Below are 20,944 nucleotides of genomic sequence, written 5' to 3' on the forward strand. Positions count from 1 at the left end.
GCACGTGTGTCGGCAAGGAGTTCGGCTATCCTTCCACCATGAGTTCGGGTGCCCGAAACCGCGTGCTGGTCACGGCGGGTCTCGTGCTGCTCGCAGCGTGCGCGGGACCCGCCGGCGGCGCGCACGACGAGCGGGTCGACGTCACCGTGACGACGACCCACGCGGCAGACCTTCTTCGCGCCGTCGGCGGTGCGCACGTCGAGGTCACCGCCCTCATGGGGCCCGGCGTCGACCCCCACCTGTACCGGGCGAGCCAGGGTGACGTGCGCGCGCTCGTCGCGGCCGACCTCGTCGTCTACCACGGGCTCTTCCTCGAGGGGCGCATGGAGGAGGTGCTCGAGGCCGGCGCGCTGGACCGCGTCCTCGCGCTGACCGACGCCCTGCCCACCGACGCGCTCCTCGCCTCCACCGACCACCCCGGCCAGCACGACCCCCACGTGTGGTTCGACCCCGAGCTGTGGGTCCGGGTGGTCGACCCCGTCGTCGCCGAGCTCAGCGCGATCGCCCCCGAGCACGCCGCGGACTTCGCCACCGGTGGCCGCGAGTACGTCGAGGAGGCGCTCGCCGCCCACGCCCGGGCCGCCGAGCTGCTCGCCGCCGTCCCCGCGCAGCGCCGCGTGCTCGTCACCTCCCACGACGCCTTCGGCTACCTCGGCCGTGCCTACGGGCTGGAGGTCCGCGGCGTCCAGGGCCTCTCGACCGAGGACGAGGCCGGTGTCGCCGACGTCCGACGCCTCGTCGACCTTCTCGTCGAGCGGCAGGTGCCCGCCCTCTTCACCGAGTCGAGTGTCTCCCCGGCGAGCATCGAGGCCGTGCAGGAGGCCGCCGCCGACCGCGGCTGGCCGGTGCGGGTCCCCGAGCAGGGTCTGTACTCCGACGCCCTGGGCGCGCCCGGCACGCCCACCGGGAGCTACGCCGGGGTGCTCCTCGCCAACGCCGAGACCATCGCCGCCGCCCTGGGAGGACCATGACCGCGCCGCTGTCCGTCCGCGGGCTCACCGCCGCCTACCGCGAGGAGCCCGTGCTGTGGGACGTGTCGTTCACCGTGCCCGAGGGCCGCCTCGTCGGTGTCGTCGGCCCCAACGGTGCGGGCAAGACGACGCTGCTCAAGGTCGCGATGGGTCTCGTGCGGCCCGTCGCCGGGGCCGTGGAGATCTTCGGGCGGCCCCTCGAGCGGGTGCGCCGGGCGGTCGGTTACGTCCCCCAGCGGGGGAGCGTGGACTGGGACTTCCCCACCGACGCGCGCGACGTCGTCGAGATGGGTACCTACGGGCGGCTGGGCTGGCTGCGCCGCCCCGGTGCCGCCGAGCGCCGCACCGCCGAGCGCTGCCTCGAGCGCGTCGGGATGCTCGACCTCGCCGGGCGCCAGATCGGGGAGCTGTCCGGTGGCCAGCAGCAGCGGGTCTTCCTCGCGCGGGCGCTGGCCCAGGACGCCCGCCTCTACCTGGCCGACGAGCCCTTTGTCGGCGTCGACTACCTCACCGAGCGCGTCGTCGTCGACCTCCTGCGGGAGCTGCGCGACGAAGGCCGCACCGTCGTCGTCGTCCACCACGACCTCTCGACCGTCGCCGACTACTTCGACACCGTCGTCCTCCTCAACCGCGAGCTCGTCGCCGCCGGCCCGACGGCGGAGGTCTTCACCCCCGAGAACATCGCCCGCACCTACGGCGGGGCGGCCCACCGGGAGCTGGAGCCCGGCCGAGATGGGTGAGCTCACCGCGCTCCTGGGCGACTACACGCTGCGGACCGTCGCGCTCGGTGTCGCCGTCCTCGGGCTGCTCGGCGGCACCCTCGGCACCTTCGCGGTGCTGCGCCGCCAGAGCCTGCTCAGCGACGCGCTCGCGCACGCGACCCTGCCCGGCGTCGTCGTCGGCTTCCTCCTCACCGGCACCACCGCCGGATCCGGGCTGCTCCTCGGCGCCGCGGCGACGGCGGCCCTCGCCGCCGGGCTCGTCCTCGTCGTCGTCCAGCGCACCAGGGTGAAGCAGGACGCCGCGCTCGCCCTCGTCCTGTCGGTCTTCTTCGGCGCCGGCACGGTCCTGCTCACCTACGTCGCGGGGACCGGCGCGTCGGGGCAGTCGGGCCTGGACCGCTTCGTCCTCGGGCACGCCGCCAGCCTCGTCACCGCCGACGTGCGCGCCATGGCGGTGGCGACGGCGGTGGCGCTCGCCGTCGTCGCCCTCTCCTACAAGGAGCTCAAGCTCGTCGCCTTCGACCCCGCCTTCGCCCGGGCCGTGGGCTACCCCGTGCGGCGGGTCGAGGCGCTGCTCACCACGCTGCTCGTCGTCGCGATCGTCGTCGGGATCCAGACGGTGGGGGTCGTGCTCGTCGCCGCGCTCCTCATCACCCCCGCGGCGGCCGCGCGGCAGTGGACCGACCGGCTCGCGGCCATGATCGTCCTCGCCGCGCTCATCGGCGCCCTCAGCGGAGTGACGGGGGCGGCGCTGAGCGCGACCGCGACGGACCTGCCCACCGGCCCGCTCGTCGTCCTCGTCGCGACCGCGGTGCTCGTCCTGTCCCTGCCCGCGCGCCGGGTGCGCGCCCGGCTGGGCACCCGGCGGGCAGCCGTGGGGGAGCGGGCATGAGCGTCGACGTCGTCATCATCGTCACGGCCCTGCTCGTCGTCGCCCCGTGCGCGCTGCTCGGCTGCTTCCTCCTGCTCCGCCGCAGCGTCATGGTCGGGGACGCGATCTCCCACGCCGCCCTGCCGGGCATCGTCCTCGCCTTCTTCCTCACCGGGTCCCTCGGCCCTCTCGCCGCCGTCGCCGGGGCCGCCGCCTTCGGCCTCCTCACCGTCGTCCTCGTCGACGTTCTCGAGCGCAGCGGGAAGGTCCGCGGTGACGCCGCCGTCGGCATCGTCTTCACCGGGCTCTTCGCGCTCGGCGTGCTGCTCGTGGCCCGCTACGGCGGGGACGTCCACCTCGACCTCGAGCACGTGCTCTTCGGTGAGATCGCCTTCGCGCCCCTCCACCTCCTCACCGTGGGTGGGACGGAGCTCGGGCCCCGCTCCTGGTGGACCACCGGGACCGTCGCGGTCGTCGCCGTCACCGTCGTCGTCCTGCTCCACAAGGAGCTCAAGGTGACGACCTTCGACCCTGCGCTCGCCGCCGTCGTCGGGCTCTCCCCGGTTCTCGTCCACCACGTCCTCATGGCGCTGGTGTCGGTCACCGTCGTCGGCGCGTTCGACTCCGTCGGTGCCATCCTCGTCGTCGCCCTCCTCGCCGGCCCGGCCGCCACCGCCTACCTCCTCACCGACCGGCTCGGCCTCATGCTCGCGACGGCGCTCTCGGTCGGGGCCGTCGCCGTGCTCGGCGGGTACGGGCTGGCCGTCCTGTGGGACCTGTCGATCGCCGGGATGGTCGCGAGCGTCGTCGGCGTCCTCTTCCTCCTCGCGCTTCTCGCCGCTCCCCGCCACGGGCTCGTGGGCGCCGCGGTGCAGCGCCGCCGGCGCCGGACCGTGCTGCGTCGCCGCCTCGTCGCCCGCGCCGAGCGGACCCTGGGTCCGGACGCGACGACGGCGGAGCTCGCCGCCCGCCTGCAGTGGCCTGTCTCGCAGGTGGAGCGGGCCCGCGCTCGGATACACTGAGGCCCTGACAGGGTTCGCAGCGCTTCCGGGGTGGGAGGAGCGCAGTCCGACCCTCCGTGGAGACCGATTGTCCGCCCTGTCCTCCTACCGCAGCCTCTTCTCGCTGACCGGTCCGCTCTACGTCGTCGTCGCGCTCGTCGCGCGGCTGCCCCTCGCCATGGCGCAGATGGGCACGCTCCTCCTCGTCGCCGAGGTGAGCGGCAGCTACGGCGGCGGTGGCGCCGCCGCCGGTGCCTTCGCCATCGTCAACGCGGTCGCCTCGCCCGTCGCGGGCGCCCTCACCGACCGGATCGGCCAGCGGCCGGTGCTCCTCGTCCAGTCGGCGGGCGGCTCGCTCGCGCTCGTCGCCCTCGTCGTCCTCTCCGGGCAGGACGTGCCCTGGCAGCTCCTCGCCGTCGTCAGCGGCGTCGCGGGCATGTTCGTGCCCCAGATCGGGACGATGGCCCGGGTGCGCTGGCGCGAGCTCACCCGCACCCGCGGCAGGGAGCGCTTCACGCTGCTGTCCACCGCCTTCTCCTACGAGGGTGCGGCCGACGAGGCCGGCTTCGTCCTCGGCCCGGCCCTCGTCGGCACCATGGCGGCGCTCGTGTCCCCGGCCGGCGCCCTGCTCGTCGCCGCCGGCGGCCTCGCCGTCTTCGCCACGTGGTTCGCCGTCCACCCCACCGTCGAGCTCGTGCGCGGCCACCGCGGTGAGGGCGGGTCCACCGGCCCGCGGGTGAGCCCGCTCCTCGTCGGCCTCGGCGCCGGGCAGCTCATCGTCGGGACCATCTTCGGCTCCGTCCAGGCCGGGACGACGGCGATGGCCACGGAGGCGGGGGAGCCCGGTCTCGCGGGGCTGCTCCACGCCGTCCTCGGCATCGGCAGCGTCGTCGCGGGGCTCGCGATCGTCGTCCTGCCCGTGCGCTTCCGGCTCGCCGACCGCCTGCCCGTCTTCGCGGCGGGCCTGGCGGTGCTCACCCTGCCGCTGCTCGTCGTCGGCTCGCTGGGGGCGCTCGCCCCCGTCCTCGCCGTCCTCGGCCTGGCCGTGGCGCCCTACATGATCACGCTGTACTCCGCGTGCGAGCGGGTCGTGGACCCCTCGCGGCTCGGCGCGGCGATGATGGTCCTCGCCGCCGCCACGTCGCTGGGCTACGCGCTCGGCTCGAGCACCGCCGGGCGGCTCGCCGACGTCGCGGGCTACACCGGCGCCTACCGGGTGACGGTCCTCGCCGGCACCGTGGCGCTCCTCCTGTCCCTCGTCCTGCGCGTGGCGCTGCACCGCAAGCGGCGCGCGCTGGAGGCCGCGGCGCCGAGCCTGCCGGCCTAGTGTGCGGGCGCGGGGGTGACGACCTCGCGCCACTGCTGCGGCACCAGCACCTCGCGCCGCTGCTCGCGGCCGGCGAGGTGCTCGCACAGCGTGATCGCGTCGGCGAGGAGCTCGCGGAGCATCCCCGAGGGGTCGGGGACGCACGCGGTGGCCAGGCCCACGGACGCGATCTCGACGACGGCGGAGCCCGGGTGGTGCGCCCCCACGCCGCCGACCTGCTCGACGAAGGCGCGGGCCCACCGCTCCGCCAGCGGCACCGCGTCGAGGGCGCGGCGGCTCGCGGGGTGCAGGCCCGTCTCGCCCGTCCGCTCGGCGCGCCGGCGCTCGCAGCTGAGGATGCCCACCGCGAGCGCCCGCTGGTGGTGCTCGCTCACCACCGGCAGCGCCCGGGAGGCGGCGAGGAGCGTCAGCTCGTCGTCCCACCTCGGGTCCTCGCTGCGCAGCCCGATGACCGCCGGGATGAGCGTCGCGAGCCGGGGCCGTTCGGCGTCCTCGGTGAGGTCGTTGACGAGGCGCGCCAGGTGGGCGAGCAGCGGATGGGTGCAGGCGGGCTTGTCGCTCCACCGCTCACCGGCCAGGTAGGAGGCCAGCTCCATGAAACAGGCGCCCCTGCGCGGACTGCGGTGCTTTCCCCGCGACAGCATGGGCAGGATCTCGATGTCGGCGTCCACGACGTCACCTCACACTCTCGGCACCCGCTAAGTGTGGCCCCTGTCACACGGCGCCCGCAATGGCTACGGGGACGGGCGCGAGGAGGTCGAGGGTGAGGACGGTCTGTCCCCGCAGCTCGGACCGTGCGTCCGTCCGCAGGGTGTCGGGTCGGCGGGGGTTGTCCAGATGCCTGAGCACCCGCTCCAGGGATCGCGCGGCGGCGTCCTCGCGGCCGCCGTCGAGCCGGTCCCGCGCCTGCCGCAGGGCGGTGGCGAGCTGGTGGGCGACCGGTCCGGCGACCGCGCCGGAGGCGACGTGCCGTTCGAGCGCGGCGTCCAGGCCGGCGAGGGCGTCCCGCGGGTCGGTGGGGGCGGTGGACCCGTCGGCGGTGACGCGGGTCCAGCCGTCCGCGACGACCGTGGCCCGGTCTGTGGGGTCCCAGTCGTCGACGACCGTGACGCCGTCGTCCTGCACCCGCACGTGCTCGACGTAGACGCCGCGGCCGGAGTAGACGGCGTCGGTGACGTAGCGCAGCCGGAGGACGACGTCGCCGGTGAGGCCCACGTCGTAGCGGCCCTGCCACCAGCGGCCCTCGCCGTCACCGGAGACGCCGCCGGCCGCGTCGCGGACGGTGCCCCCGGCGGTGAGCGTGCCGTCCAGGGGGTGCCACGTGGCGCCGTCGTCGGCGGACGCCTCGACGTGGAGGACGTCGGTCGGCTCGGTGTGGAACCACAGGTCGACGAGGAGCTCACCGTCGCCGGCGAGCGTGGCCGGCACGGTGAGGGTGCGGTCGAGGAGGTCGCCGATGCCCGAGTACCAGGCCGTGCCGCGGGTGAAGCCGCTCATCGGGCGCGCCAGTCCCGCGGCCCGCGCGACGGCGCGGCGCACGGGGTTGATGTTGCCCCAGTCGCGGCTCGGGTGGACCCGGTTGGTCATGAGGATCGCGATGGTCTCGGTGTGCGGGTCGATGACCAGGGACGTGCCGGTGAAGCCGGTGTGCCCGGCGGACTCCGCGCTCGTGAGGACGTCGTGGTAGAACCACGCCTCCAGCTCGGGGCCGAGGCCGCGGTGTGCGGAGGAGACCTGCCCGGTGTAGTCGCGCATCATCGTCTCGACGGTCCGCGGCTGGAGGACCTGCGCCCCGTCGTAGCTGCCCCCGTTGAGGAGCATCTGCCCGAAGACCGCGACGTCGTCGGCGGTGGAGAAGACCCCGGCGTGCCCGGCGACCCCGTTCAGCCGCCACGCGGCCTCGTCGTGCACGACGCCGTGGACGAGGCCGCGGTCGGGCACGGCCTGGTACTCGGTGGCCGCGATGCGGGGGAGCAGCTCGGCGGGCGGGTTGTACATCGTGTCGCCCATCCCGAGCGGCCCGGTGATGTGCTCGGCGACGTAGGTGTCCAGCCCCTGCCCCGAGATCCGCTCGACGATCTCCCCGAGCGTGATGAGGCCGAGGTCGCTGTAGGTGTAGGCGGTGCCCGGCTCGCTCGTCAGCGCGACGTCCCAGACCCGCTGGAGCGCCGCCTCCTCGTCCGGTGCGCTCCACAGGTTGATCCACGCGGGCAGCCCGCCGGTGTGCGTGAGGAGCTGCTCGACGGTGATGTCGCCCTTGCCGTTCGCGGCGAAGGCGGGGACGTAGGTGGCCGCCGGCTCGTCGAGGTCGATCTCGCCGCTCTCGACGAGCTGCAGGACGGAGACGGCGGTGAAGAGCTTGGAGAGCGAGGCGAGGTCGAACATCGTGTCGGTCCGCATCTCGACCTGCTGCTCGGGCGGCAGCTCGGTGTCGGGGTCGGCCCAGCGCACCGCGTGCCCGACCGCCGTCCGCTCGACGACGACGCCCTCGGCCGCGACGAGCGCCACCGCTCCGGGGTAGAAGGGGGTCGGCTCGCGCGTGAGGCCCTCGCGGAGCGCAGGCTCGATCGCGTCGAGCTCACGGGCGACGAGCCCCACCTCCTCCGCGCTGCCGTCCCGCAGCACCCGCTGCGGAGCCGCCGTCCGGTCCCAGCCGACCCGGTCGTCGGGCGCCCCGCTCGCGGGGAGCACCGTCCCGATGAGCGCGACGCCGACCGTCGCACCGACAGCAATCAACCTGCGCATGACACAACCCCTCCCGTAGGTCCCGGCGTCGTCGCCGGCACCCCCACTGTGACGAGGGCGGGCGCGCACGTCAAGGGTTGACACAGCTACCCGCAGGCGCGCAAACGAGTTACGGGCGCGGGAGGTTGCGAAGGTTGGAGCGCGCCATGGCCATGACCTCCCCGGAGCCGCCGCCGAAGATCTGCTTCGTCATCGATGTCGCGAAACCGCGCACCTGGCCCGCGGAGATGCTCGGGGGGATCGACAGCGCGTTCGGGTCGGTCATGACCTCGACGAGCACCGGCCCCCGGCGCGCGAAGGCGTCGCGGAAGGTGGCGGACAGCTCGCGGGGGTCCTCCACCCGCAGCGCCGGGATGTCCAGCGCCTGCGCCACCCGGCTGTAGTCGACGGCGGGGGAGTCGGTCGCGTGGTGGGGCAGGCCCTCGACGAGCATCTCGAGCTTGACCATCCCGAGGGAGGCGTTGTTGAGCACGACGACGGTCACCGGCAGGTCGTACTGCCGCAGCGTGATGAGCTCACCCATGAGCATCGACAGCCCACCGTCCCCGGCCAGCGCGACGACCTGCCGCTCGGGGGCGGCGAAGGCGGCCCCGATCGCGTGCGGCAGCGCGTTGGCCATCGACCCGTGGATGAAGGAGCCGATGACCCGCCGCCGGCCGTTGGGGGTGAGGTAGCGCGCGGCCCACACGTTGTTCATCCCCGTGTCCACCGTGAAGACGGTGTCCGGACCGGCTGCCTCGTCCAGCTGCACCGCCGCGTACTCGGGGTGGATCGGGCGGTGCTTCTCGACGTTCCGCGTGTACGCGCCGACGACCCTCGTCATGACCTTCTCGTGGCGCTTGCGCATGTCCTTGAGGAAGGCACGCGACTTCTTGCGCCGCACCAGCGGCAGCAGCATGCGCAGGGTGGCGCCGACGTCGCCGTGGACGGGCACGTCCAGGCGGGTGCGCCGCCCGAGGTGGGTGACGTCGACGTCGATCTGGGCGGTGCGCACGTCGGCCGGCAGGAAGTCGGTGTAGGGGAAGTCGGTGCCGACGAGGACGAGGAGGTCGGCGGCCTCCATCGCGTCCTGGCAGGCGCCGTAGCCCAGCAGGCCCGACATCCCCACGTCGTAGGGGTTGTCGTACTGGATGACCTCCTTGCCGCGCAGCGAGTGGCCGACCGGAGCGCCCACCTGCTCGGCCAGGGCGAGGACCTCCGCCCGTGCGTTCCGTGCCCCGGCCCCGACGAAGAGGGTGACCTTCCGGGCCGCGTTGACCGCCTCGGCGAGGGCGACGACGTCGGACTCGGCCGGCACGACGGTGGCCGCGCCGGTGGCGGGGACGAGGTGCTGGCCCTCGGCGTCGACCTCGGCGTCGGCGACGTCACCGGGCAGCGTGAGGACGGCGACCCCGGGGGTGCCGACGGCGTGCTGGATCGCGGTGCGCGTGACGCGGGGCAGCTGGGCGGGGCTGGTGATGAGCTCGGAGAAGACCGAGGCCTCCGTGAAGAGGCGGTCGGGGTGGGTCTCCTGGAAGAACTGCGTGCCGATCTCACTGCTCTGGATGTGCGAGGCGATGGCGAGCACGGGCAGGCGCGAGCGGTTGGCGTCGTAGAGCCCGTTGATGAGGTGAAGGTTGCCCGGGCCGGCGGACCCGGCGCAGACGGCCAGCCGGCCGGTCACCTCCGCCTCGCCGGCCGCTGCGAAGGCCGCGGCCTCCTCGTGGCGGACGTGGACCCACTCGATGCCCTCGGTGCGGCGCACGGCGTCGACCACGGGGTTGAGCGAGTCCCCGACGATGCCGTAGACGCGCGCCACGCCGGCGGCGGCCAGCTGGCGGACAAGGTGCTCGGCGATGCTCGGGGCCATGGTGCTCCTTCAGCGGTGGGCGGGCCTCGATCGTCGCCCGCGGCCGACCGTCGTGCAGGTCGAGGAGCCCCGCGGTCCGACTACCGGAGGAGCCGGGCCGTCCCTTCGACCAGTTCATCCACTCGATTGACCAAAGCACTTGTCTTGACAGGTGAACTTTTGGTTGACAGTGAACCTTAACTGTCCCTAGGTTCAGCGCCATGGTCAACGCAGACCGGTCGGCACCCGCCGACACCCATCGTCCGGGGGCGCTTCTTCCCGAAGCCCCCCGTCACACCGCACCCGCGGTCCGCTAGACCCAGCACCACTGCCGCACCGTCGCGGCGTGCTCGAACCAGAAGGAGGTCCGACCCCGACCGGCCGCGCCGGTCACCAGACAAGACAGACCGGGCCCCCACCTCTTTGCACGGACGTAAGGGCCCGGTCCCCGTGAACAACACCTGTGAAGGAGTTGCACCACAGATGAAGCCTAACAACTCCCGGGCACGACTGCGCCGCGGCGTCGCCGCAGCGGTCACCGGGTTCCTCGCCGTCAGCGGCCTCGTCGCCGCGGGCGTGCCGGCCACGGCACACGACGGCGTCGACCACGACGCCGAACCGGGCGCCGAGGCGGCGCTCGACTGGTCGAACTACGAGAAGGTCACCCTGACGAAGGACGTCGGGGAGCCCATCGACATGGCGATCCTGCCCGACGGCAGGGTGCTCCACACCGCCCGCAACGGCGACGTCCGCCTCACCGACCCGAACACCGGCGTCACCCGGATCACCAACAGGATCCCCGTCTACGCCAACTCCGAGGACGGTCTCCAGGGCATCGCGATCGACCCGGACTTCGAGGAGAACAACTGGGTCTACCTCGTCTACGCGCCGGTCGAGCTCTCCGGCGTCTCACCGTCGACCGGACGTCCCTACCCGGCGACGACCCCCAGCGGCAACGCCCCGAACTCCCTGCCCGCCGGCCAGGACGTCACCTACTGGGACCAGTGGCTGGGCTACAACCTCCTCGCGCGCTTCCAGTGGGACGCGGAGACCAACACCCTCGACCTCGCCTCCGAGCAGGAGCTGCTCAAGTTCGAGGCCCAGCGCGGACAGTGCTGCCACGTCGGTGCCGACATCGACTTCGACGGTGACGGCAACCTCTACCTCAGCACCGGGGACAACACCCCGGCAAGCACGCCGGGCGCCAACGGCTTCGCGCCGAACAACGACGCGCCCGGGATGAACCCTGGCTTCGACGCCCGCCGCGGAGCCGGGAGCACGAACGACCTGCGCGGCAAGATCCTGCGCATCAACGTGCTCGACGAGATCGAGCCCGGTGTCGAGCCCGGACCGGGCGCGACGTACACCATCCCCGAGGGGAACCTCTTCACCGGCGAGGAGTACGACGACGTCCGCGACAAGGTCCGCGACGAGATCTTCGTCATGGGCGCGCGCAACCCCTTCCGCATCGAGGTCGACCCCGGGACCAACTCTCTCTCGTGGGGCGACTACGGTCCGGACGCGTCCCGCGCGGTCGCCGCGGCGAACCCCGACCGCGGCCCGATGGGCTACGTCGAGTGGAACGTCGTCTCGCTGGACACCCCGGTCAACGCCGGGTGGCCCTACGTGCACGGCGACAACTTCCCGTACAACGAGTGGGACTACGCCACGGCGAGCCCGCGTGAGTTCTTCGACCCGGAGAACCTGCGCAACAACTCGCGGTGGAACACCGGCCTCGTCGAGCTGCCGCCCGCCTTCCCTGCGACGCTCTACTACGGCGACAACCCCGGCGACCAGCCGTGGGACGAGCTCGTCAACTTCGGCGCCGGGTCCGGCCAGGGCCCGATGGGCGGCCCCGTCTACCACTACGACGCGGACAACCCCTCCACGGCGAAGTTCCCCGAGTACTGGGACAGGAAGAACTTCTTCGGCGAGTTCTCCCAGGACTACATCGCCGCCTTCACGGTGGACTGGGAGGCCTTCGAGGTCACCCACATCGAGGACTTCATGCCCAACCGGCTGATGACCTTCGACGCCGTCCCGCCGATCGACAACCCGATGGACATGGAGTTCGGGCCCGACGGCTCGCTCTACGTGCTCGACTACGGCGACGGCTTCTTCCGCGCGAACCCGGACTCCGGGCTTCACCGGATCTCCTACGCCGAGGGCAACAAGGCTCCGCGCCCGGCCTTCGCGGCCACCCCGATCTCCTCGTCCGCGGCCCCGCTCGAGGTCCGGTTCGACGCCTCGGCGTCGATGGACCCCGAGGGTGGTGCGCTCACCTACGAGTGGGACTTCGACGGTGACGGCACCTTCGACGCCACCGGCGTCGCGGCGACCCACACCTACGACGAGCTCGGCCTGTACTTCCCCCGTCTGCGGGTGACGGACCCGCAGGGCAAGTTCGGCCTCACCTCCCGGCAGATCTCCGTGGGCAACCAGGCCCCGGAGATCACGGTCAACCACCCCCTCAACGGTGGGTTCTTCGACTGGGGCAACGTCGTCCCGCTCCAGGTGACCACCCAGGACGCCGAGGACGGCAACGAGACCGTGTGCTCGCGCGTGAGCTGGACCTACGGTCTGGGCCACGACGAGCACGCCCACCCCGAGCTCTCGGGCACCGGCTGCCAGGCCGGCATCCGCACCGACCCCAACTCCCCGGAGCACGGGGCGGGCGCGCTGCTCTACGGCGCGATCGTCGTCACCTACCGCGACGCCGGCGCCAACGGCGTCCCGGCGGCGACCGGCGAGGCCACCGTCCGGCTCAACCCGAAGCTCCAGCAGGCCGAGCACGCCCTCGGCCGTCAGGGTGTCGTCGTCTACGCCGACGAGGACGCCAGCGGCGGCAGCGCCGTGCGCGGACTCGGCGGCGGTGACTTCCTGCGCTACGACCCGGTGAACTTCTCCGGGATCGACAGCGTGGTCGTCCGTGCCACCGGTGGTGGCGAGGTCCAGCTGCGGTGGGGAGCGGCCGACGCCGCGCCCTTCGCCGTCGCCCGCATCCCCGGCGGATCGGGCTGGAAGGACGTCCCGGTGGCGCTCACCGGCGCCCCGCAGGGCACCGGGCAGCTGTTCGTCACCTCGGGCGACGAGCTCGCCGTCGACAGCCTCACGATGGTGGGCGCCGGCGTCGCCGACGTCCAGGCCCCGACGGTCGCGCACACGCTGGCCCCGGCGGCCCCGACGGGTGTCGGCGGCGTCTACAACGTGCCGGTCCGGTTCTCGGTGCAGCCGCAGGACAACGGTGCGCTGCAGTCGGTGCAGTACTCCGTCAACGGCGGGACCTCGTGGTCGAACCTCAGTGCCAACCAGCAGTACGGCGTGAACTTTGGCAACAACGGTGAGTACACGGTGCTCTACCGGGCCACCGACACCGCGGGCAACGTCTCCGAGACCGGCAGCGTGTCCTTCACCATCGACCTGAACGCTCCGAACGAGCCCACGGTCGACTCCGTGACGCGCGCGTCGCTGTCCTCGCTGCGGGCCGTCTACGGCGCCCCGGGCGAGGTCACCGTCACCGTGTCCGGTGAGGGCGGCACGCCGTCCGGCGAGGTCGTCGTCACGAGCGGCGACCGTGAGGTCGGGCGCGCCACCCTGAGCGAGGGTGCTGCGACCGTCGAGCTGGACCCGACCCTGGCGGTGGGCACCCACACCCTGCAGGTGGCCTACCAGGCCGACGAGACCTTCAAGACGTCGCAGACCACCGCGCGCCTGATCGTCACCAAGGCGGCGACCACCGTCACCGCCAGCGTCGCGTCGGTCAAGCCAGCCGTCGCGGCGAAGGTCAACGTCCACGCCGAGACGGAGACCGACCTCGCCGGCGACGGTGAGGTCACCATCCAGGTCAAGCGCGGTGTGTCGACCGTGGCGATGCTCAGCGCCACGCTCGACGAGAACGGTGACGCCGTCGTCACCCTGCCCAAGCTCGCGGCCGGCACCTACTCGCTGACCGTCGTGCACAAGGCGACCGCGAACACCACGGCGAGCTCGGTCATCACGAGCCTCGTCGTCAAGTAGTCCCCCTCCGTGCGGGGCCGGCCGCGTGCCGGCCGGCCCCGCACCCCCACACTCGAAGGAGAGTCATGGATCACCACCAGCACGCCCACCCCACGATCCCCAACCGACCGATGAGCCGCCGCAGCATGCTCAAGGCGCTCGCGGCGTCGTCCGTCGCCGTCGGTCTCGGAGCCGCGATCGGCACCACCGCCGGTGCCGCCGTCGGCTCCATCCCCGGTGCCGCGCCCTCCGGCGGCCGCAACCGGCTCGTCCCCGTCAACCGGATCGGCATCCAGCTCTACAGCGTCCGCGACAAGCTCAGCGGCGCGAACAGCATCGGCTTCCGCCGCCTCTTCGAGGAGCTCTCGGACATCGGCTACTCGCAGATCGAGTTCGCCGGGTACACCCAGGGCGGGGCCGGCGCGATCACCCCGCAGGAGATCCGCCAGCTGCTCGACGACAACGGCCTGCAGGCCGTCGGCAGCCACCGCACCCTCACCCCCGCCAACATCGACGCCGAGCTCGACATCGCCGAGATCCTCGGCACGCCGTTCCTCGGCCAGGGCGGCGCGGTGACGAACAACCACACCGAGGCCGGCTGGGCGCAGGCCGCCGAGAACTGGAACCTCATGGGCGAGAAGGCCCGAGCCCGCGGCATCAAGCTCTACTCGCACAACCACGCCGGGGAGTTCCACTACCTCACCGACAAGCCCGACACCCGTCGCTACGACTACTTCCTGGCGAACACCAACCCGGAGTGGGTGTTCCTCCAGCTCGACGTCTACTGGGCCTTCGTCGGCAAGCACCAGGCCCCCGGCTTCGAGCCGATCGACTACGTCCGCGAGGACCCCCGCCGCTTCCCGCTGCTCCACCTCAAGGACGGGAAGATCAACCCGAACAGCGGCAACGGCTACGACATCATCGAGTTCGGCGCCGGTGACATCAACTTCCAGGAGTTCCTCTCCGCCACCCGGGACCGCGGCCAGCGGTACGGGCTGTGGGAGCAGGACAACGCCGCCACCGCGGCCGTTCCTCCGAACCCCGCCAACTCGCTGGGCAACGCTGCCCGCAGCTACGACGCCATCGCCGCGCTGCGCGGCTGACCCGAGGAGAGACCAGACATGATCCTGAAGCACTGGAAGACGCCGACCGCCGCGCTCGCGGCCGCGGCGCTCGTCGCGATCGCCGCCCCCGCGGCGAGCGCGGCCACCACCGACTGCACCGACGACCTCGGCGACGCCGCCATCACCGGTGACCTCGTCGTTCCCGACGGCGCCACCTGCGTCCTCGGCGGCGCGACGGTCGCCGGGAGCATCACCGTCGGCGCCGACGGGTGGCTCGACGCCACCTCGGTCACCGTCGACGGCGACGTCATCGGCATCGACACCTACGGCATCTCCCTCGACGGCACCTCCGTCGGCGGCGACGTCGTGTCCTACTCCGAGGGCCTGCGCGGCGGGTTCCTCTACCTGCGCGATCTCGCGATCGGCGGGAACGTCGAGGCCGGCGGCATCGACGTCGAGATCAGCGACAGCTCGGTCGACGGCTCCGTCTCGACGCTCGCCGCCACCTACGTCGACGTCCTGCGCACGAGCGTGCGCGGCGACCTCTCGGTGGACGGCAGTGACTGGGGGGTGTCCCTCGCCGGCGCCGTCGTCACCGGCAGCGTCACCGTGAGCGGGAGCTCCCGTGACGTCCTCATCGGGGCGACCGCCGACGGCGGTGCGGACCGGTGGGGCAACACGGTGGGCGGGGACCTCACCCTGTCCGGCAACACCGCCAACCTCCGGGTCGCGGGCACCACCGTGCTCGGCGCCGTCGTCCTCGACGGCAACGACCCGGCCGCCAGCTTCGGTCCCGGCAACACCGCGGGCTCCGTCGACGGCGACTACACCGGTGAGGCGCCCGCCGCCGGTCCCGCGGACGGCGACCAGGCCGTGGTCGTGGTCGTGCCCGAGCCGGACGCCGGCGAGTTCATCTGGACGATCGACTCGACGAGCAACCTCGTCGACCTCGGGGTCGCGGTGGAGAACGGCGACCACTTCGCGGCCGACGGCACGCTCAACCCCGTGCGCGTGACCGACACCCGGATCGACGCCCCGCAGTGGTCGGTCTCGGGCCAGGTCTCCGACTTCCGCGCGGGTGACGAGACGGTGTCGGGCAAGTACCTCGGCTGGACGCCGCAGGTGCTGGAGAACGAGGGCGGCGCCGTCGCCGGCCCGCACGTCGCCTCCGGCTTCGACGAGGGAGAGGGCCTGTCCGTCTCCCGCACGCTCGGCAGTGCGGACGCCGGGCACGAGCGCGGGTCGGCCCTGCTGGGCGCCGACCTCGAGCTCAAGCTCCCGGTGTCCGTCGAGTCGGGCACGTACAACGCGACGCTGACGCTGACCGCGCTCAGCTGACCCAGACCGGTGCCGCCCGTCCCGACCGCCCGCGGGGCGGGCGGCACCACCCACCGAAGGACACCACCATGGACACTCCCGCCCGCCGCGCCGCAGCCGCCCTGCTGGCGGTGCTCGCCCTCGCCGGCGCCACCCTCGTGGGGTGGACGCTGCCGGCCACCGCCGCCACGGAGCCCGACGAGGTGACGTGGAGCGTCCAGACGGCCGACAACGCCAACGGCCAGAGCCGCCCGAACTACCAGTACGAGCTCGTGCCGGGGCAGACCCTGGACGACGCGATCGTCGTGACCAACTACTCCGACCGGGCCCTGACCTTCGCCGTCTACGCCGCCGACGGCTTCCTCAACGAGGTCGCGCAGCTCGACCTCCTGCCCGCCGGGGAGCAGTCCGAGCACGTGGGCCAGTGGGTGACCCTGGCCGCCGACGAGGTGACGGTCGGTGCCGGTGAGGCCGTGTCCATCGACTTCCGGCTCACCGTCCCGCCGAACGCGACGCCCGGGGACTACGCCGGGGGCATCGTCACCTCCCTCGGCCCCGCCGACACCGGTGAGGGCGTGCAGGTGGACCGCCGTCTCGGCTCGCGCCTCCTCCTGCGCGTGGGCGGCGACCTCAGCCCTTCGCTGACGGTGAGCGACGTCGAGGTCGACCACCGCGGGTCGTGGCTGCCGTGGCAGCCCGGGAACGCCACCGTCACCTTCACCCTGGAGAACACGGGCAACGTCCGCCTCACCGGCACCCAGACGGTGGGCTTCGCCGGTCTGCTCGGGCTGGGCGGGCGCAGCGCGGTGAGCGTCGACGTCGAGGAGATGCTGCCCGGCAGCAGCTTCGAGCGCACCGTCGAGCTCGAGGGCGTGTGGCCGCTGCTCCGGACGACCGGCACGGTGGCCGTCGACGGCGCACCGGTCGGTGAGGAGGACGAGCGGCCGCTCGCACGGGAGGCCTTCGCGCTGTGGACAGTGCCGTGGTCGGTGCTCGCCGGCCTGGCCGTCGTCGTCGCGGCCGTCGTGCTCAGCCGGCTCCGCGCGCGGCGCCGCCGGCAGGCCGAGGACCGCCGCGTGGCCGCCGCCGTCGCCGCCGCCGTCGCCGCCCAGGAACCCGCCCCCCTTCCCTGACCACCCCGCCCGCCCCGTCCCACAACCTCGCAATGGGTCGTGTGGACGACGGTCCGGGCGGCGTCGGCGTCGGACGACCGACCAGTTGGGACGAGGGCTGGGGGGCTTTGGGGGTGGGGGGCTGAGGGGCTGGGGGGCTGGGGCGCGGCGCCGGGGGGCTCAGCCGCCGATGATGACGGTGGGGCACCCGGGGCCGGGGGCGATCGGCGTGCCGTGGAGGGACATGTCGCCGAGACGCGCGGCGGGGAAGCTGCCGATGAGGACGGTCATGCTGCCCATCGCGATCCCGTTGGGGGCGGGGGAGACGCAGACGATGCCGCCGGGCATGGAGTTGGCGACGGCCGCGGGCATCCCCCCGATGAGCACCGTCGGTACCGCCGCTGCCGGCGTCACGGGGCCGCCCACGTGCGGCTTGGGACCGTCGAACAGCGGGCAGAGCGCCGAGTCGCCCGCCCGCAGCGCCGGGCCCACGGGCACCGCTCAGTCCTCCGCGGGCTGGAGGAGGGTGCCGCCGTAGAGGACCGACGTGTCGCAGGTGGTGGGTGGCGGGTCCTGCGCCGGTGGCACCCCGACCTCGTCGCACCGCACGGTCATCGCCAGCTCGGCGCCCTCCCCGGCGACGATGGGCTCCTGGAAGTGGTAGTCGACGCTGCGGAAGTTCTCCAGCGCGAGGTCGAGGAGCGTGCGCCCGTCCAGCGTGAGCTCGACCCGCCCGAAGTCACCCTGCGGGTTGCTCACCACGAAGTCGGTGAGCCGGACCGTGCCCTCGGCGGGGACGACGAACGGTTCTGGGGACTGGGTCGCCCCCGGCGCCGTGTCCACCTGGAACCGGTCGGCGACCGGGACGACGAGGTCGTCGAGCGTGGGCGATCCGACGAGGTCGTTCGCCTCGACTGCGGCGGAGCTGGCCTCGGTGGACGCGGCCTGTGCCGCACGCGCGGCGTTGGACGCCTGCCCCGCCTCCTCACCGGCCTGCTGCGCCGCGACCGCGGCCTCACGCGCGGCCTCGTTCGCCTGGGCGACGTCCTCCTCGACGGCCCGCTGCGCCGTCGACACGATCGTGGGGCGCAGCACGAGGAACCACAGCGCGGCGAGAAGGAGCAGCAGGGCCACGAGCGCGAGCAGGGCCTTGAGGAACCACGGCGGGAGGAGTGCCTCCTGGAGGTGGGTGCCCTCCAGCGTGACCGGCGTCGTCTCCTCGGTGTGGACCGTGAGCGTGAAGGGGTGCGTGACCGAGGCTCCTCGCCAGATGCGGCTGCGCGGGGTCACGCGCAGGTCGGCGAAGGCCGCCTCACCGGGCGGGACGGTGAGCGCGGCGGGTCGCGCGTCGACCCGGAGGGCGTCCTGGTCAGGGGCGGCCAGGCGGACGGTGACCGGGACGTTGCCGCGGTTGTCCACCGCCACGTGGTGGGTGGCGCCCCGCCTGCCACGGGAGGTGCGGGGGACCAGCTCTGCGGTGGTCTCGAGGAAGGGCAGGACCTCGACCATGCCCTCGGGGACGACCGCCTGCTCGGGGTGCTCGGTCGGCACCACCCGCACGCCGAAGCTCAACTGACCCGCCGGGACGGACGCGGAGCGCGGCGGGGCGAAGGAGATCGTCGCCGTCGTCTCCGCGCCGGGGAACAAGCCGGTGATCTCCGCGGGGTCGACGGATGTCCACGCCCCCGGCACGCCGAGCACCTCGATCCGGTACCCCTCGACGATCTCGCCGTCGTTGCGGATCTGGAGAGGCACCTGCTCCACGGCACCGGCCGCCAGCCGGACAGACGGGCGCTCCAGGCGCGCAGTCGTGGTCATGGCCAGACGTTACGGCCGGGGGATGTCCGCACCGAGGGCGAATCGGCGGCTCGCGGGGCAGCGGTTCTGCCCGTTGAGTCCCCGTTGAGTGCACGAAGAGTCCTCGGCGGGACAGTGTCGGGCACAGGGTGGCGCGGCCCTGTCGGGGCGAAGGAGGACATGATGATGGAACGAGTGCCGGTCTGGGTCAGTGCCCGGGACCCGATCTCGGAGGCCGGCGTGGTGAGCCAGTTACGGCCGCGCCCGGAGGTGCGGATCGTGGGACGCGACGAGGACGACGACGCGCTCGTCGCCGTCGTCATCAGCGACAGTCTCGACGGCGACACCTTGCGGATGCTCCGTGCCGTCCAGCGCAGGGGCTTCACCCGCACCGTGCTCGTCGTGGGGCAGCTCGAGGACAGCGACCTCGTCACCGCGATCGAGGCAGGTGTCGTGGGGCTGGTGCGACGCGCGGAGGCGACGTCGGACAGGCTCGTCGCCGTCATCCGCGCCGCCGCGACGGGGGACGGGACCGTCCCGCCCGACCTCCTGGGCCGCCTCATGGACCAGGTGGGCAAGCTGCAGCGCCAGGTCCTCGGCCCCCGTGGCCTCACCTTCACCGGGCTGGCTGCCCGCGAGATCGAGGTGCTGCGTCTCATCGCGGACGGCTACGACACCGGGGAGGTCGCCCGGCAGCTCTCCTACTCCGAGCGGACCGTGAAGAACGTGCTCCACGACGTGACGAGCCGGCTGCAGCTGCGTAACCGCTCCCATGCCGTCGCTTACGCGCTGCGGGAGGGGCTCATCTAGGACGGCGGCGCCCACGTGCTGGCCCCGGCGCGCTCGCTGCGTGGTCAGCAGGTGCCGTGCGATGGGTGCGGCCTCGAGGTGGTACTCGTCGTGGGGTGCGCTGTCCTGCCGGCTCGGCTCCAGCCCGTACGGGTCGAGGTCGTCGAGCAGCCTGAGCATGCGACGGTTCGTCTCGTGCCACAGTCCCGTCCGGGAACGCATGTCGCAATGACCGCCGACCTCCGGTGTGGTCGGGGCCGCGTCGGATGTCAGTGGTCGCTGAGACGATGTGACCAGCAGCACATCGGAGGCTCGAGGGGGTGGGGACCGTGGCCGTGGAGGTGGTCGACGGCGCAGCGTCCGCCCCCGGGCGCGACCCGGTCGAGACGCTGAGGGCCTTGCTCGCTGCGGCGAGCGGGCTCGCGGGGAGGAGCTGGCACGAGGTCGAGGGCTACCGCCTCCACGAGGCCCTGGGCGTGCTGGTCCAGCTGGAGCGGGTCCTGACCGGAGCACAGGCGCAGGTCCTGGCCGTGATCGAGGCGAACGGGCTGTGGGCGCTGGACGGGCAGCGGACCTTTGCCGCCTGGTTACGCACCCAGACCGATGGCACCGTGCAGGGTGCTTCCCGGCAGGTGCGCCAGGCGCGAGCGCTGCGGGACCTGCTGCCGCTGACGCGCACGGCCCTGCAGGAGGGGCGCCTGAGCGAGGAGCACGTCGGTGTGCTGGTCCGTGGGGCGATCACCACCAACCGGCAGCGGGCGCAGCTGTCCGACGAGGAGCTCGGTGAGGCGTTCCTCGTGGAGCAGGCTCAGCGGATGGATGCGGGGTCCTTCGCCAAGGTCGTGGACACCTGGGCGATCATGGCCGACCCGGAGGCCGCCGACCGGGGCTGGCGGGAGGAGGGGGCCAAGGAGCAGCTGACGCTCTCGCGCACGATGGACGGCTACCACCTCGCCGGGTGGCTGGACGAGCTGTCCGGGCAGACCGTGGACACCGCCCTGCGGGCGCACATGGGCCGCAAGGCCACAGGCGATGAACGGACCCCGGCCCAGCGGCGGGCCGCCGCGCTGACGTCGCTGGCGCGCCAGTCTCTCGATGCTGGGGAGCAGGGCAAGGGTGCCCGCATCCGGCCCCACGTCACCGTCACCACCGACATCCAGACCCTGCGCGCCCTGGCGGCGGCCACGGGGTCACCGAAGCCGCCGGTCACCACCAGCGGGCGGGAGCACGAGCCGGGCGCCGAGCTCGGGTTCTGGGACGAGGCCTCCTTCACCGCCCCGGGCGGGCCACGCGACCCGGGGCAGGAGAGCGTCGACCCGTTCGTGCTGTCCCCCCAGGCGCGGGCCTGGATGGATGCCTGGCGGCCGGGTGACACCCACGTCATCTCCACCGCCATCGCCCCCC

Annotated in this window: 16 protein-coding genes; 11 read left to right on the forward strand and 5 right to left on the reverse strand. The window is 73.2% G+C overall.

Translation table 11 applies throughout. The annotated features are described in order from the left end of the window. The first annotated feature begins 38 nt into the window (after positions 1-38). The 5 genes from GD632_RS15380 to GD632_RS15400 all read left to right on the forward strand — a co-directional run bounded on the left by GD632_RS15380 (position 39) and on the right by GD632_RS15400 (position 4,892). Positions 39-971: a metal ABC transporter solute-binding protein, Zn/Mn family gene (locus GD632_RS15380; RefSeq protein WP_152193094.1), complete on the forward strand. Its 933-nt coding sequence runs from the start codon at positions 39-41 to the stop codon at positions 969-971. Next, the gene (locus tag GD632_RS15385; protein WP_152193095.1) at positions 968-1,711 is read left to right on the forward strand and encodes a metal ABC transporter ATP-binding protein; all 744 of its coding nucleotides are present in this window, start codon (positions 968-970) and stop codon (positions 1,709-1,711) included. Before GD632_RS15380 ends, GD632_RS15385 begins: the two co-directional genes overlap by 4 nt. Beyond that, positions 1,704-2,585 carry a metal ABC transporter permease gene (locus GD632_RS15390; protein ID WP_152193096.1) on the forward strand — a complete coding sequence of 294 codons (882 nt, stop codon included), beginning with the start codon at positions 1,704-1,706 and terminating at the stop codon, positions 2,583-2,585. The genes GD632_RS15385 and GD632_RS15390 overlap by 8 nt, the downstream gene beginning before the upstream one ends. Further along, positions 2,582-3,586, forward strand: coding sequence for a metal ABC transporter permease (locus tag GD632_RS15395; protein WP_152193097.1), 1,005 nt, complete (start codon positions 2,582-2,584; stop codon positions 3,584-3,586). Before GD632_RS15390 ends, GD632_RS15395 begins: the two co-directional genes overlap by 4 nt. Before the next feature lie 67 nt (positions 3,587-3,653). Then, the gene (locus tag GD632_RS15400) at positions 3,654-4,892 is read left to right on the forward strand and encodes an MFS transporter (protein WP_152193098.1); all 1,239 of its coding nucleotides are present in this window, start codon (positions 3,654-3,656) and stop codon (positions 4,890-4,892) included. Here GD632_RS15400 and GD632_RS15405 read toward each other — a convergent pair. The 3 genes from GD632_RS15405 to GD632_RS15415 form a co-directional block, all read right to left on the reverse strand. Beyond that, positions 4,889-5,563, reverse strand: coding sequence for a hypothetical protein (locus tag GD632_RS15405; RefSeq protein WP_226924922.1), 675 nt, complete (start codon positions 5,561-5,563; stop codon positions 4,889-4,891). The two genes, GD632_RS15400 and GD632_RS15405, sit on opposite strands and share 4 nt — an antisense overlap. A gap of 43 nt (positions 5,564-5,606) precedes the next feature. Then, positions 5,607-7,637, reverse strand: coding sequence for a serine hydrolase (locus tag GD632_RS15410; RefSeq protein ID WP_152193099.1), 2,031 nt, complete (start codon positions 7,635-7,637; stop codon positions 5,607-5,609). A 109-nt stretch (positions 7,638-7,746) separates the two neighbouring features. After that, positions 7,747-9,486 (reverse strand): pyruvate dehydrogenase, encoded by a 1,740-nt coding sequence (locus GD632_RS15415; protein ID WP_152193100.1) that lies wholly within the window; start codon positions 9,484-9,486, stop codon positions 7,747-7,749. Positions 9,487-9,948: 462 nt separating this feature from the next. Between GD632_RS15415 and GD632_RS15420 the strand changes: the two genes are divergently transcribed. The 4 genes from GD632_RS15420 (at position 9,949) to GD632_RS15435 (ending at position 16,975) form a co-directional block, all read left to right on the forward strand. Beyond that, the gene (locus tag GD632_RS15420) at positions 9,949-13,482 is read left to right on the forward strand and encodes a PQQ-dependent sugar dehydrogenase (RefSeq protein ID WP_193311515.1); all 3,534 of its coding nucleotides are present in this window, start codon (positions 9,949-9,951) and stop codon (positions 13,480-13,482) included. Positions 13,483-13,547: 65 nt separating this feature from the next. Next, on the forward strand, positions 13,548-14,564 hold the full coding sequence (locus GD632_RS15425; RefSeq protein ID WP_152193101.1) for a sugar phosphate isomerase/epimerase family protein: 1,017 nt from the start codon (positions 13,548-13,550) through the stop codon (positions 14,562-14,564). A gap of 18 nt (positions 14,565-14,582) precedes the next feature. Next, positions 14,583-15,863, forward strand: a complete 1,281-nt coding sequence (locus GD632_RS16110; protein WP_193311516.1) for an autotransporter outer membrane beta-barrel domain-containing protein — start codon at positions 14,583-14,585, stop codon at positions 15,861-15,863. 68 nt (positions 15,864-15,931) lie between these two features. Beyond that, positions 15,932-16,975 carry a WxL protein peptidoglycan domain-containing protein gene (locus GD632_RS15435; protein ID WP_152193102.1) on the forward strand — a complete coding sequence of 348 codons (1,044 nt, stop codon included), beginning with the start codon at positions 15,932-15,934 and terminating at the stop codon, positions 16,973-16,975. A gap of 159 nt (positions 16,976-17,134) precedes the next feature. On the opposite strand, the gene GD632_RS15440 is transcribed toward GD632_RS15435, so the two are convergent. Together GD632_RS15440 and GD632_RS15445 are read right to left on the reverse strand one after the other, a co-directional pair. Continuing rightward, a complete protein-coding gene (locus GD632_RS15440) occupies positions 17,135-17,452 on the reverse strand; it encodes a PAAR domain-containing protein (RefSeq protein ID WP_152193103.1) in 318 nt (105 codons plus the stop codon). 3 nt (positions 17,453-17,455) lie between these two features. Continuing rightward, positions 17,456-18,772: a COG1470 family protein gene (locus GD632_RS15445; RefSeq protein ID WP_152193104.1), complete on the reverse strand. Its 1,317-nt coding sequence runs from the start codon at positions 18,770-18,772 to the stop codon at positions 17,456-17,458. Positions 18,773-18,937: 165 nt separating this feature from the next. Between GD632_RS15445 and GD632_RS15450 the strand changes: the two genes are divergently transcribed. Together GD632_RS15450 and GD632_RS15455 are read left to right on the forward strand one after the other, a co-directional pair. Then, positions 18,938-19,561: a response regulator transcription factor gene (locus GD632_RS15450; protein ID WP_152193111.1), complete on the forward strand. Its 624-nt coding sequence runs from the start codon at positions 18,938-18,940 to the stop codon at positions 19,559-19,561. A 308-nt stretch (positions 19,562-19,869) separates the two neighbouring features. Beyond that, positions 19,870-20,944 (forward strand): DUF222 domain-containing protein (locus tag GD632_RS15455; protein WP_193311517.1); only part of this gene is annotated, 1,075 nt, incomplete at its 3' end.

Source organism: Georgenia satyanarayanai (genome assembly GCF_009193135.1).
In the GTDB taxonomy this organism is placed as follows: domain Bacteria; phylum Actinomycetota; class Actinomycetes; order Actinomycetales; family Actinomycetaceae; genus Oceanitalea; species Oceanitalea satyanarayanai.